This window comes from Streptomyces sp. NPDC047072, assembly GCF_040643855.1.
Taxonomy (GTDB): domain Bacteria; phylum Actinomycetota; class Actinomycetes; order Streptomycetales; family Streptomycetaceae; genus Streptomyces.
The window spans coordinates 1-13243 of record NZ_JBEYVC010000244.1 but is presented as its reverse complement, the minus strand read 5'-3'; the positions used below and the strand labels follow the sequence as shown (position 1 = coordinate 13243).

The window sequence follows — 13243 nt, the reverse complement described above, 5'->3', positions numbered from 1 at the left end:
GTCCACTCGATCGCGTCCGCGGCCCAGCCGCCCACCGTCCGCATCAACATCGGCAATTCGGTCCGCAACGCGGCCTCGGCGGTCGCGGCGGGGCTCACCACGGCCGCGGTGTGCGTGGTGACCGGGGCCTGCGCCCCCCGCGAAGAAGAGTCGTCGACCTGCGCGAAAAACGGTGCCGGATGGGTCGATCCCCAGGACACCGACGCCTCGCACGGCAACCGGGCCCAAGGTGTCACGGCATGCCTGACCCAGCAGTACCTGGACGACCACCCGGGATCGGAGACGACCAAGGACATCCGTCCGCCCGGCTACACATGGGCCCAGCGGTACGCCCGGCACCTCGGCGCCGTGCCCAGGGTGTCGGTGAACAACTGCCATCTCCTCGGCAGCCAGCTCTCCGGCTCGGGAACCGACCTGAGGAACCTGTCGACCTGTGGCCGTGACGCCAACGCCTACCCGAAACGGGGCGGCCTGGGGGCCATGGACAACATGGTTCAATTCGAGAATCAGGTCCAGGCGCAGGTGGAGGCGGGCGAGACGGTCCTGTACTCGGTACATCCCACGTATCTGGGCGATCGCGTCACACCGGAGTCGTACCTGATGACGGCCACGGCCTGGGACCGTGACGGAAACCTGATCGGAACCACCACGCGCGACGTGCCCAACCTGATGAACACGCCACGGGGCTGGCGCAACCTCGGCACGGTGGTGGACTCCCGCACCGGCAGGGACGTACCCACCTCATGACCAACGGATCCGATCGACACGAGGACACCATGCACTGGGCTGTGGAAGAGCTGAGCCGTGTGATGCGGCCGCCCGTGGACGGCGGCGACACCGTGGACTGGGAAGCGCTGCGCACGGAGACGGGCTGGGTGCTTCCGGCTGACTACCGTGATTTCGTGGCGGTGTACGGGTTGGGCGCGATCAGTGACTCGATCGGTGTTCTCACGCCGCCCTTCGCGGGGTATCCGTACGAGGATCATCTGCTCCTCGGCGTTCCGTGGCCGCCGGTGGACGGGATGTTGACCTGGGCGTCGAACGAGGCCGGTGACGACTTCCTGTGGAAGTGTGTGGGGGAGCCCGACGCGTGGCGTGTGGTCTTTCGGCCCCGGGACCGGCGTCGGGATCACGAGTTCGACATGGGAATGGCGGAGTTCCTGCTCCGTCTGGTGCGGCGGGAGGTCAGTCCGCCGCTCGGTGCCGAATTGGAGCTGCCGGCCACCTTCGAGTCGTGGCGCGAGGAAGAAGAGGGTCTGCTTGACGAGGACGGTGACCTTGAGGGCTTCTGACGACCATGCGCTCGAATTGCTGGCGGACTTCCGTGAGATCGTGGATGCCTATGGGTCGGTACAGATCAACAAGCAGCTTTATCTGGTGCCGAGTCCGGCCGGGGGGAACCCCGGTGAACTGATGCCGGTGGCGTCGGCCCAGACGGGGGAATGGGTTTTCCTGTTCGGTGAGTGGTTGCCGGCCTACCTCAGGGGCGAGGACGTGACGGTGTGTTCCCGGAACTCCGCACCCGATGGCCCCTTCTTCGAACCGCTGAACTGAGCCATGGCGCTCATCGAGCAGAAAGAACGCATGACCGTGACGACCGCATCTCGTCTCTCCCGGCCGCGGCTGTGGACCTTGCTCGGTGCCGTCGCCGTCGCCGTGGCGGGTGCGGTCGGGGCTCTGGTGTGGCTGCTCGGCTCCGACACCGCGGTCGTCCGCCCGCCTCAGCCGGTCTCCCATGTCGACACCGCCACCCGGGCCTGTCTGCTGACGTCCACCGACACGGATCCGGGTGCGGTGAGCACTTGGGCGGCGATGCGGGAAGCGGCCGGGGGCGGCGCGTCGGGCGTGGTCGTGCAGCGCTACCGTCTGCCGGGCAGGGCGGTGGGTGCCGCCTACGTCAACACCCTGGTGCAACTGCGCTGTTCGACGATCGTCTCCACCGGCGGCGCGGCGCGCTCGGCCGTGGCGGCCACCCTTGCCGCGGGGCGACCGAAGGGCGTCCGCTTCGTGGTCGTCTCCGATCGTCCGGTGCCGGGCGCGACGCGGCTCGGCCCGGGTTCGGTGAGTGCCCGGACTCTCGCCGGGCTGGTCGGTCGCCGGGAGCGCCCGTGACGCGCTGCTTCTCGGACAGGAACCGGGTGTGTCCCAAGGGGTTGGCCCTGCCCTCGGACTATCGGGAGGACGTCGAGGTGTACGGCGACCTGCTCGACGGGTTCACGCCCGCGCTACGCCCGGAGGACGAGGGCGAGCTCGCGCCAACTGGAAGATCGCGGTGTTGGTGCGGCAGACACCGTACGGACGGAACTGGTGGACCGTCTTCGACGGGAGCCGCACACCTTCCTCACCTGGCGTGACCTCAGGTATCCCTGAGCAGACCCGCCCGCCGGCGACACGGTCCCCTCGTGGCCGCCCGCCCCATTCACGCGTAACGTGACGGAGCATGAAGATCCTCATCAGCGCCGACATGGAGGGCGCCACCGGTGTGACCTGGCCGGCCGACGTGTTGCCGGGGACGGCGCAGTGGGAGCGGTGCCGGTCGATGTTCACGTCGGACGTGAACGCCGCCGTGCTGGGTTTCTTCGACGGCGGGGCGGACGAGGTCCTCGTCAACGAGGCCCACTGGACCATGCGCAACCTGCTCCTCGAACAGCTCGACGAGCGCACGGAGATGCTCACCGGCCGCCACAAGTCGCTGTCCATGGTCGAGGGCGTGCAGCACGGGGACGTCGACGGCATCGCCTTCCTCGGCTACCACGCCGGTGCCGGGATGGAGGGCGTGCTCGCCCACACCTACCTCGCCAACTCCATCACCGGCGTCTGGCTCAACGGCGTCCCCGCGAGCGAGGGCTACCTCAACGCCCATGTGGTGGCGGAGTACGGCGTCCCGGTCATCCTCGTCACGGGCGACGACGTGGCCTGCGAGGACGCGCTCACCTACGCGCCCGGCGCGCTGAAGGTCGCCGTCAAGGACCACGTCTCGCGGTACGCGGCCGTGTGCCGCACCCCGGCCCGCACCGCCGCCGACATCCGGGCCGCCGCCAAGGAGGCCACCCAGCTGGCGGTCCGTCAGGACCCGGTGCAGACAGGCCCGTTCACCGTCGCCGTCGAGTTCGACGCCGAGCACCTCGCGATGGCCGCCACCGTGGTGCCGGGCGTGGAGCGGATCGGGGCGCGGAAGGTGGCGTACACCCACGAGACGATGTACGACGGCATCCGTACCTTCAAGGCGGTCACCACGATCGTCTCGGCCGCCGTGGAGGAGCAGTATGGCTGACCGTCAATCACTGGACGAGGTCGTCCGGTTCACCTCCGACCTCATCCGCATCGACACCACCAACCGGGGCGGCGGCGACTGCCGCGAACGCCCCGCCGCCGAGTACGCGGCCGAGCAACTCGCGGGCGCCGGCCTGGAACCGGTGCTGCTGGAGCGCACCGAGGGCCGGACCAACGTCGTCACCCGTATCGAGGGCACGGACCCCTCCGCCGACGCGCTGCTCGTCCACGGTCACCTGGACGTCGTGCCCGCCGCGGCCGGCGACTGGAGCGTGCACCCCTTCTCCGGGGAGATCCGCGACGGGGTCGTGTGGGGCCGCGGGGCGGTCGACATGAAGAACATGGACGCCATGATCCTCGCGGTCGTGCGGAGTTGGGCCCGTCACGGGGTGCGGCCCCGCCGGGACGTCGTCGTCGCCTTCACCGCCGACGAGGAGGACAGCGCCGTCGACGGCTCCGGGTTCCTCGCCGAGGAGCACGCGCATCTCTTCGAGGGCTGCACGGAGGGGGTCAGCGAGTCCGGCGCCTTCACCTTCCACGACGGCGGCGGACGGCAGATCTATCCCATCGCGGCCGGCGAACGCGGCACGGGCTGGCTGAAGTTGACCGCGCGCGGCCACGCCGGACACGGCTCCAAGGTGAACAAGGAGAACGCCGTCACCCGCCTCTCCGCCGCGATCACCCGCATCGGCGAGTACGAGTGGCCGCTGCGCCCGACCCCCACGGTCGCCGCGGCCCTCACCGAACTCGCCGCGCTCTACGGCATCGAGACCGATCTGAGCGATGTCGACGCCCTGCTGGAGAAGCTCGGACCGGCGGGCAAGCTGGTCGAGGCGACCGTCCGCAACAGCGCCAACCCGACCATGCTGGACGCCGGTTACAAGGTCAACGTGATCCCCGGCGAGGCCGTGGCCTACGTCGACGGACGTTCGCTGCCCGGCGCCGAGGACGAGTTCCGCGCCACCCTCGACCTGCTCACCGGCCCCGACGTGGACTGGGAGTTCCACCACCGCTCGCCCGCCCTGCAGGCGCCGGTGGACTCACCGACGTACGCCAGGATGCGGGCCGCCGTCGAGGAGTTCGCGCCCGAGGGGCACGTGGTGCCGTACTGCATGTCCGGCGGCACGGACGCCAAGCAGTTCTCGCGCCTCGGCGTCACCGGCTACGGCTTCACCCCGCTGAAACTGCCCGAGGGCTACGACTACCAGGCGATGTTCCACGGCGTCGACGAACGGGTCCCCGTCGAAGCACTGCACTTCGGGGTCCGGGTACTCGACCGCTTCCTGCGGACGGCTTGAGCGAGTGGGGGAGAACGTGCAGACAGCGGCCTATGGTTCCTGGCCCTCGCCCATCGACGCGGCCCTCGCCGCCGCGCACGACGGGCACCCCGAATGGGTCGGCTTCGTCGGTGACGAGGTGTGGTGGACCGCGCCCCGGCCCACCGAGGGCGGCCGCCGCACCCTGGTGCGCAGACGCGCCGACGGCTCGGAGGAGTCGGTCCTGCCCGCGCCCTGGAACGTGCGCAGCCGGGTCATCGAGTACGGCGGCCTGCCCTGGGCCGGGACGGTCGCGGACGGCGAACTCCTCGTCGTCTTCGTGAACTTCACCGACCAGCGGCTGTACCGGTACGAGCCCGGGAGCGACCCGCGCCCGCTCACCCCCGTCTCCCCGGTGGGCGGCGGACTGCGCTGGGCGGACCCGGAGTTGCGGCTCGACCGCGGTGAAGTGTGGTGCGTGCTGGAGGAGTTCACCGGCGACGGGCTCACCGACGTGCGCCGGGTGCTCACCGCCGTACCGCTGGACGGCTCGGCGGAACAGGACCGGGACGCCGTACGCGAACTCACCGACGACCGGCACCGGTTCGTCACCGGCCCCCGGATCTCACCCGACGGCACCCACGCCGCCTGGCTCGCCTGGGACCACCCCCGCATGCCCTGGGACGGCACGGAGCTGGTCGTCGCCGACCTCACCGCCGACGGCACCCTGGGCGATCCCCGGACGGTGGCCGGCGGCCCGGAGGAGTCGATCGCGCAGGCGGACTGGGCGCGGGACGGCGGGCTGCTCTACGTCAGCGACCGCACCGGCTGGTGGAACCTCTACCGCGACGGCGAGCCGCTGTGCCCGCGCGAGGAGGAGTTCGGCGGCGCCCTCTGGAAGCTCGGCCTCAGCTGGTTCGCCCCGCTCGACAGCGGGCTCGTCGCCGTCGTGCACGGCAGAGGCGCGACCGCCCTCGGGATCCTCGACCCCGAGACCGGTGAACTCGTCGACGCGGCGGGCCCCTGGACCGAGTTCGCCCCCGCCGTCGCCGCGCACGGCGACCGGGTCGTGGCCGTCGGCGCCAGCCCCCGCACCGCCTACGAGATCGTGGAACTGGACGCCCGCACCGGCCACGCCCGGGTGATCGGAGCCGCCCACGACGACCCCGTCGACCCGGCCTTCTACCCCGAGCCCCTGATCCGCACCTTCACCGGCCCGGACGGCCGCGAGATCCACGCCCACGTCTACCCGCCCCACCACCCCGGCCGGACGGCACCCGCCGACGAGCCGCCGCCCTACGTCGTCTGGGTGCACGGCGGCCCGACCAGCCGGGCGCCGCTCGTCCTCGACCTGGAGATCGCCTACTTCACCTCCCGCGGCATCGGCGTCGCCGAGGTCAACTACGGTGGCTCGACCGGCTACGGCAGGGAGTACCGCGACCGGCTGCGCGAGCAGTGGGGCGTGGTCGACGTCGAGGACTGCGCGGCCGTCGCCCTCGCCCTCGCCGACGAGGGCACCGCCGACCGCGACCGGCTCGCCGTCCGGGGCGGCAGCGCGGGCGGCTGGACCTCGGCCGCCTCCCTCACCACGACCGACGTCTACGCCTGCGGCACGATCATCTACCCCATCCTCGACCTGGCCGGCTGGGGCACCGGGGAGACCCACGACTTCGAGTCGCAGTACCTGGAGGGCCTGGTCGGACCGCTCGCCGAGGTGCCCGCGCGGTACGCGGAGCGCTCGCCCGTCGAGCACGCCGACCGGCTCACCGTGCCCTTCCTGCTGCTCCAGGGCCTCGACGACGTGATCTGCCCGCCCGCGCAGTGCGAGCGGTTCCTGGAGCGGATCGCGGGACGGCGGGTGCCGCACGCCTACATCGCCTTCGAGGGGGAGGGCCACGGCTTCCGGCGGGCGGACACGATGATCCGGGTCCTGGAGTCCGAACTCTCCCTGTACGCACAGGTCTTCGGGATCGACCCGCCCGGGATTCCCACCCTGGAGCTGTCCAAGTGAGAGAACTGCAGCGGCCCGCCCGGCTCGCCCCCGGTGCCCGTGTGGCCGTCGTCGCCCCGAGCGGGCCGGTGGTCGAGGAGCGGCTCCAGGCCGGCCTCGACATCCTGCGCGGCTGGGACCTTGACCCGGTGGTCGGCCCCCATGTCCTCGGCCGTGACAGCGCGTTGGGCTACATGGCGGCCTCCGACGCCGACCGGGCCGCCGACCTCCAGCGGGCCTGGTGCGACCCGTCCGTCGACGCGGTGCTCTGCGCCCGGGGCGGCTACGGCGCCCAGCGCATGGTCGACCTCATCGACTGGGACGCCATGCGGGCGGCCGGGCCCAAGGTGTTCACCGGCTTCAGCGACATCACGGCGCTCCACCAGGCGTTCGCCACCCGACTCGGCCTGGTCACCTTGTACAGCCCGGCCGCCGCCGGCGTCGACTTCGTCAAGAACGACCGGGCCCAGGAGCACCTGCGCGCCACCCTGTTCGCCCCGGAGACGGTCCGTACCATCCCGGCCGCCGGCCCGGCCCTGGTGCCGGGCCGCGCCCGGGGTGTCACTCTGGGCGGCTGCCTGAGCGTCCTCGCCTCCGACCTCGGCACCCCGCACGCCCTCGCCAGCGCGCGAGGCGGACTGCTGATGATCGAGGACGTCGGCGAGCAGCCGTACCGCATCGACCGGTTCCTCACCCAACTCCTGCGCACGGGCTGGCTCGACGGCGTCAGCGGGATCGCGCTCGGCTCGTGGGCCGCGTGCGGACCCTACGACGCGGTGCGGGCCGTCCTCGCCGACCGGCTGGGCGCGCTCGGTGTGCCCGTCGTGGAGGAGGTCGGATTCGGGCACTGCGAAGGGGCGTTGACGATCCCGTTCGGTGTGGCGGCCGAACTGGACGCGGACGCGGGCACGTTGACCCTCGACGAACCGGCACTGCGCTGAGAAGCATCGGTCACGGTGATTGACCTCTCCTGACACGCGTCACACCATGGCTACCGGTCGGTAAACCGTGCCGTCCCCGGTGTGGAGGTCCCGTGTCCCGTCGTGTGCTCGGATCCTGCGTTCCCCTCGCTCTCCTGCTCGGCGCCACTCTCACCGCTCCCGTCTCCGCCACCGCCCAATACACCGTCTCCCCGCTGAAGTTCACCGTCCAGGCAGGTGGTCGCACCTGCACCATCGACGCCGACCTGTACCGCCCCACCGGCGTCGGCCGGGCCCCCGCCGTCCTCACCACCAACGGCTTCGGCGGCAGCAAGTCCGACGGCTCCACCGACGCCACCGCGAAGGCCTTCGCGCAGCGCGGCTATGTCGCGCTCGCCTACTCGGGACTCGGCTTCGGCAACTCCGGCTGTCTGATCTCCCTCGACGACCCGGCGATCGACGGCGTGGCCGCCTCCCGGCTCGTCGACTTCCTCGCCGGGAAGCGGGCCGCCGACGACGGCACCAAGGCCGACTTCGTCACCCTCGACGGTCCCGGCGACCCGCGCGTCGGCATGATCGGCGGGTCCTACGGGGGCGCGATCCAGTTGGCGACCGCCGCCGTGGACCACCGGGTGGACGCGCTCGTACCGATGATCACCTGGAACGACCTGGCGTACTCCCTCGACCCGAACAACACGAGGGGCGAGGCGGCGGGCGTCTTCAAGTGGCAGTGGACCAACGGGTTTTATCTCATCGGGGAGAAGCTGCCGCTCACGGCGGCCAACCTCGACCCGTCCCGGATCAACTCCCTGGGCTGTGTGCACTTCGTGACCAAGGCCTGCGACACCATCCGCACCCTCAACTCCGGAAGCTATCCGACAGGCCCCACAAGGGAGTTGATCTCCTACGCGCAGAGCGTCTCGCCGGTGTCGTACCTCAAGCGCGTCAAGGCGCCGACCCTGCTGGTTCAGGGGCAGGCCGACAGCCTCTTCAACCTCAACGAGGCGACGGCGACGTACAAGACGCTCAGGGCCCAGGGCGTCCCCGCCAAGATGATCTGGCAGTCCTGGGGACACAGCGGCGGCGTCACGGACCCGGCCGCAGGTGAACTCAACCTCCGGCAGGGCAACTTGGAGACCAGCTATGTCGGCCGGCGGATCCTCGGCTGGTTCGACCGCTACCTCCGCAAGCAGAAGCACACCGACACCGGTCCCGCCTTCGCCTACTACCGGGACTGGATCACCGACCCGACCGACACCTACGCCACCGCCGACCGACTCCCGTCTCCCAGCCGCAAGTTGTACCTCTCCGGCGACGGCACGCTCGTCGACAGCGCGAAGAAGGTGACGCGCGGGAGCCGGTCGTACAGCAACCAGCTGGTGCCCACGAGTCATTCAGAGAGTTCGCTGTACGGCATGCTCGGGCTGCCCGATCCGGCGCCGTACGACACGGAGGGCACGTATCTCGGGTGGACCAGTGCGCCGCTCACCCGGAGCGTGGACGTCGTCGGTGCCGCGAAGGCCACGCTGAAGGTCGTCTCGCCCGCGGCCGAGCGCACCCAGGACTCCGGTGACGCGGCCGACAAGCTGGTGCTCTTCGCCAAGCTGTACGACATCGCGCCCGACGGCACCAAGACGCTGGCCCATCGGCTGGTCGCGCCGGTGCGGGTGGCGGACGTGAACAGGCCGTTCACGGTGACCCTGCCGGGGGTGGTGCACCGGTACGAGAAGGGGCACCGGCTGCAGTTCGTGATCGCGGCGAGCGACGACGCGTACTTCGGGAACCGGGGGATCAAGCCGGTGAGCGTGGTCAGCGCGCCGGGCAGGGCGGGGGTGCTGGAGCTGCCCGTGGCGGGCCGCTGAGTCACCCGGAGGGCAGCCCTCACCGCGCGTGACGGGGGCTTCGGGCCCACCCTGGTCGCATGAGCCCGAAGACCTCCGAGAGCGGCACATCCAAAGGCAGGAGCGGGGCGGTCACCCCGGCCAGGGTGATCGTCCTGCTGCTCGCCGTCCTCGCCCTGATCTTCATCTTCGAGAACACCCGCGAGACGAAGATCCGCCTGCTGATCCCCGAGGTCACGATGCCCTTGTGGACAGCCCTGCTCGCCACCGGCCTGATCGGCGCGCTGTGCGGGGCGTATTTCATGAAGCGGCGCAGCTAGCACGCCGTAGGGTGAGGGGATGCCGCATACCGCTTCCCGTTATCTGGCCGAAGGGCCCCGCGTGGGCGTACGTCACTTCACCTATGGGGACGCGGCCGAGTTCAGTGCCCGGGCGCGGGAGAGCAAGGCGTTGCATCAGCCGTGGCTCTTTCCGCCGGTCAGTGCGGACGCCTACACCGCGTACGCGGGGCGGCTGATCGAGGACCGGACCAAGGCCGGGTTCCTGGTGTGTGAGAAGGACAGGGACGGGGCCATCGCCGGGTTCGTCAACATCAACAACATCGTCGAGGGCGGCTTCCAGTGCGGGGCGCTCGGTTACGGCGCCTTCGCGCACGCGGCCGGGCGGGGGCTGATGCGCGAAGGGCTGGACCTCGTCGTCGGCCACGCCTTCGGCCCGATGCGGCTGCACCGGCTGGAGATCAACGTGCAGCCGCAGAACAGCGCCTCCATCGCCCTCGCCCGCAGCTGCGGCTTCCGTCTGGAGGGCTTCTCTCCGAAGATGCTCTACATCGACGGCGACTGGCGCGACCACGAGCGGTGGGCGATCACCGCCGAGATGCGGGCTTCCGGTTGATCTTCATCGTGTCGAGGTCGGTGACCGTCGACTTCAGGTCCCGGAAGCCGTAGCCGAGGCCCTTGAGCGCCGTCTCGGCCCGGTCCTCCGCGAGCGCCCCGGCCATCTCGTCGCCGTCCGCCGCGTCCGAGACCACCACGTACCGCATCGAGAAGTGCTTCAGCGGCGACGGCTCGTACGACAGCGACCCCTCCTCCGTGAACCGCATGCTCGTCATCCCGTGCTCCGACGCCTCCGCGAGCAACCGCTCGCGGGCCTCCTCGGTCAGCCCGTCCCACGTCCCCCGGACGATTACTCGGTACGTGTGCTGCTCGCTCATTCCCCGCTCCCGTGTCGCTCGCGTTGAGCCCCGACTGTATGTCGGCGAGGATGCCTGGCATGCGGAATATCGTCGTGCTGGACGCCCCCTCCAACCTCGGCCTGCGCCCGCCCGCTCCCGGTACCGTGCCCGGCTGCTACAAGCTCGCCGGTGCCCTGCGGGAACAGCGGATCGTGCAGCGTCTGCGGGCGCTGGAGGGCGGGGTGGTGGTGCCGCCGCGCTACGACCGGGGGGACTGGCAGGAGGGCGACGGCGTCTTCAACGCGGCCGCGATCGCCTCGTACACCGTCCGCCTCGCCGACCGGATCGAGCGCCATGTGCGCGCCGGGGACTTCCCCCTCGTCCTCGGCGGCGACTGCTCCATCCAGCTCGGCGCCTCGCTCGCGTTGCGCCGCATCGGACGGTACGGGCTCGCGGCCGTGGACGCCTCGCCGGACTTCCGGCACCCCGGCACCTCCGACCGGATCGGCGCGGCCGGCGGCGAGGAGGTCGCGCTGGCCACCGGGCGGGGGCAGGAGGACCTGACGGACCTGGAGGGGCTGCGGCCCTATCTTCGGGACGAGGACGTGCGGTTCTTCGGGATCCGCGACGCGTTCGAGGAGGAACGGGCCGAACTGGCGGACCTCAAGATCCCGGTCGTCACCGTCGGCGACCTCCGCGAGTGGGGTGCCGACGCCCTCGCCCGCGCCACCGCGCAGGCCTTCGAGATCCCCGAACTCGAGGGGTTCTGGCTGCACTTGGACGCCGACGTCCTCGACCCGTCCGTCATGCCCGCCGTCGACAGCCCCGATCCGGACGGACTCCTCCCGGACGAACTCGTCGCGCTGCTACGGCCGTTGCTCGCCTCCCCGTCCTGCGTCGGGCTCAACATCACCATCTACGATCCCGATCTGGACCCCGACGGCACCGCGGGCGCGCTCCTCACGGACGTCGTCGTGGCCGCCTTTGCGCAATCCTGACCGGCAGCTCCCCTGGCCGACTCACCGACGAACGGCTTCCATGGTGATCGTGACGACGATCCGGCGAGACGTACTCACCCTGCCCGCCGCGCAGTTGGGGCCGGACAACCCACTGCCCCCGCTGCGGCTCCTGCACGAGGTGCATCGCATCGAGGAACGGGACCGCCACGACCTGCCCCGGGACATGGCCCGGCAGGCCGGTTACGGACCGCTCACCAGCCTGCTGCCGCTGCGGATCCGGGACGGCTACGACAGAGCGCGCGAGCCCCGCGAGATCGAGACGATCGTCATCGAGAACGACCGGCTCCGGGCCACCGTCCTGCCCGGACTGGGCGGCCGCATCGTCTCCCTCCTCCACAAGCCGACCGGGCGTGAACTCCTGTACCGCAACCCTGTGTTCCAGCCCGCGAACTTCGCCCTCAACGGCGCCTGGTTCTCCGGTGGCGTCGAGTGGAACATCGGCGCCACCGGCCACACCACGCTCTCCTGCTCGCCCCTGCACGCGGCCCGTGTCCCCGCCCCGGACGGCGGTGAGATGCTCCGCCTGTGGGAGTGGGAGCGCCTGCGCGACCTCCCCTTCCAGGTCGACCTGTGGCTCCCCGAGGACTCCGACTTCCTGTACGTCGGCGTCCGCATCCGCAATCCGCAGCAGCGGCCCGTGCCGACGTACTGGTGGTCCAACATCGCGGTCCCCGAGGAGCGCAGGGTGCTCGCTCCCGCCGAGGAGGCCTGGCACTTCGGGTACGAGCAGCAGCTGCGCCGGGTGACCGTCCCCGCCGACCCGGTCAACAGCCCTTACGCGGCCGACTACTTCTACGACCTCCCCGACGGACAGCGGCCGTGGATCGCCGCCCTCGACTCCGACGGCCACGGGCTCGTGCAGACCTCCACGGACGTGCTGCGCGGCCGCAAGCTGTTCCTGTGGGGGACCGGCAGCGGCGGGCGGCGCTGGCAGGAGTGGCTCACCGAGCCCGGCACGGGCGGCTACAGCGAGATCCAGGCGGGGCTCGCCCGTACGCAGTTGGAGCACGTCCGGCTGGAGGCGGAGAGCGAGGTGGCGTGGCTGGAGGCGTACGGGCCGCTGGACGCACCGGAGTTGGCGGTACCGGAAGCGGAGGCACGCCTGGAGGCCGTCCTGCCGCGGGCCGCCGTCGACGACGCCTACGCTGCCTGGAAGCCCTGCGCCGACACCGAACCCCGCGAGATCCTCGCTGTCGGCTCCGGCTGGGGCGCGCTCGAAGTACTGCGCAGCGACTGGAAGTTGCCGGGGACGCCCTTCGAGGAGAGCACCCTCGGCGAGGAGCAGGCGCCCTGGCGGGAGCTGCTGCGGGCCGGGGCCTTCCCCGAGCCGCGCCGGGTGCGGCCGCCCGGCGCGACCCTGGTCGCCCCGCACTGGCGGGACATGCTGGAGACCGCGCCCGCGACTCCGCTCGCCGAGTACCACCTCGGGGTGGCCCAGTGGCACGCCGGTGACCGGGCGCAGGCGGTGCGCAGTTGGGAGCGCGCACTCGAACTCGCCCCGTCTGTCTGGCCGTTGCTGCGCTGTCTCGCCGTAGCGGATCAGGAGACCGGCAACCACGAACGGGCCGCCGACCGGTACACCGAGGCCTTCGACGACCTGTGTCACGAGCGGCGCGACGACGGCGAGGCATGGACGGCGGCCACGGCCGCGCTCGGGCGGGAGGCGGTCGAGGCGCTGCTCGCGGTGCGGCGGACGGAGGCGGCGCGGTCCGTGTGGGGGGTGGACGCAGAGCTTGCCGATGGAGGCCGAGCCGTCCTCGGTGACATGCC

At 71.2% G+C, this 13243-nt stretch carries 14 protein-coding genes; 13 read left to right on the top strand and 1 reads right to left on the bottom strand.

Translation table 11 applies throughout. The annotated features are described in order from the left end of the window. From ABZ896_RS49020 to ABZ896_RS48970, 11 genes are all read left to right on the top strand, one after another. Positions 1-747: DNA/RNA non-specific endonuclease (locus tag ABZ896_RS49020; protein WP_360944698.1), on the top strand; the 747-nt coding region annotated here is incomplete at its 5' end. Positions 748-821: 74 nt separating this feature from the next. Beyond that, positions 822-1292, top strand: a complete 471-nt coding sequence (locus tag ABZ896_RS49015) for a hypothetical protein (RefSeq protein WP_360944695.1) — start codon at positions 822-824, stop codon at positions 1290-1292. Further along, positions 1279-1554: a hypothetical protein gene (locus tag ABZ896_RS49010; RefSeq protein ID WP_360944693.1), complete on the top strand. Its 276-nt coding sequence runs from the start codon at positions 1279-1281 to the stop codon at positions 1552-1554. The genes ABZ896_RS49015 and ABZ896_RS49010 overlap by 14 nt, the downstream gene beginning before the upstream one ends. A gap of 30 nt (positions 1555-1584) precedes the next feature. Continuing rightward, a complete protein-coding gene (locus ABZ896_RS49005; RefSeq protein ID WP_360944690.1) occupies positions 1585-2112 on the top strand; it encodes a hypothetical protein in 528 nt (175 codons plus the stop codon). 328 nt (positions 2113-2440) lie between these two features. Continuing rightward, positions 2441-3274 (top strand): M55 family metallopeptidase, encoded by an 834-nt coding sequence (locus tag ABZ896_RS49000; protein ID WP_360944687.1) that lies wholly within the window; start codon positions 2441-2443, stop codon positions 3272-3274. Further along, a complete protein-coding gene (locus tag ABZ896_RS48995; protein WP_360944684.1) occupies positions 3267-4571 on the top strand; it encodes a M20/M25/M40 family metallo-hydrolase in 1305 nt (434 codons plus the stop codon). The genes ABZ896_RS49000 and ABZ896_RS48995 overlap by 8 nt, the downstream gene beginning before the upstream one ends. Positions 4572-4587: 16 nt before the next feature. Then, positions 4588-6540 carry a prolyl oligopeptidase family serine peptidase gene (locus tag ABZ896_RS48990; RefSeq protein WP_360944681.1) on the top strand — a complete coding sequence of 651 codons (1953 nt, stop codon included), beginning with the start codon at positions 4588-4590 and terminating at the stop codon, positions 6538-6540. Beyond that, on the top strand, positions 6537-7460 hold the full coding sequence (locus ABZ896_RS48985; RefSeq protein WP_360944678.1) for an LD-carboxypeptidase: 924 nt from the start codon (positions 6537-6539) through the stop codon (positions 7458-7460). Before ABZ896_RS48990 ends, ABZ896_RS48985 begins: the two co-directional genes overlap by 4 nt. A 92-nt stretch (positions 7461-7552) precedes the next feature. Then, entirely contained in the window at positions 7553-9301 is a 1749-nt protein-coding gene (locus ABZ896_RS48980; protein ID WP_360944675.1) for a CocE/NonD family hydrolase, read from the top strand. Positions 9302-9360: 59 nt separating this feature from the next. Next, positions 9361-9600 carry a LapA family protein gene (locus tag ABZ896_RS48975; RefSeq protein WP_360944672.1) on the top strand — a complete coding sequence of 80 codons (240 nt, stop codon included), beginning with the start codon at positions 9361-9363 and terminating at the stop codon, positions 9598-9600. Positions 9601-9619: 19 nt separating this feature from the next. Further along, complete coding sequence (locus ABZ896_RS48970) at positions 9620-10174, top strand: GNAT family protein (protein ID WP_360944669.1); 555 nt, start codon at positions 9620-9622, stop codon at positions 10172-10174. Here the strand turns inward: ABZ896_RS48970 and ABZ896_RS48965 are convergent. Next, complete coding sequence (locus ABZ896_RS48965) at positions 10146-10493, bottom strand: DUF6204 family protein (RefSeq protein ID WP_360944666.1); 348 nt, start codon at positions 10491-10493, stop codon at positions 10146-10148. The genes ABZ896_RS48970 and ABZ896_RS48965 overlap by 29 nt on opposite strands. 59 nt (positions 10494-10552) lie before the next feature. Between ABZ896_RS48965 and ABZ896_RS48960 the strand changes: the two genes are divergently transcribed. Both ABZ896_RS48960 and ABZ896_RS48955 read left to right on the top strand, forming a co-directional pair. Beyond that, positions 10553-11452, top strand: coding sequence for an arginase family protein (locus tag ABZ896_RS48960; RefSeq protein ID WP_360944663.1), 900 nt, complete (start codon positions 10553-10555; stop codon positions 11450-11452). Between the two features lie 40 nt (positions 11453-11492). Then, a partial coding sequence (locus tag ABZ896_RS48955; protein ID WP_360944660.1) for a DUF5107 domain-containing protein occupies positions 11493-13243 on the top strand: 1751 nt, incomplete at its 3' end.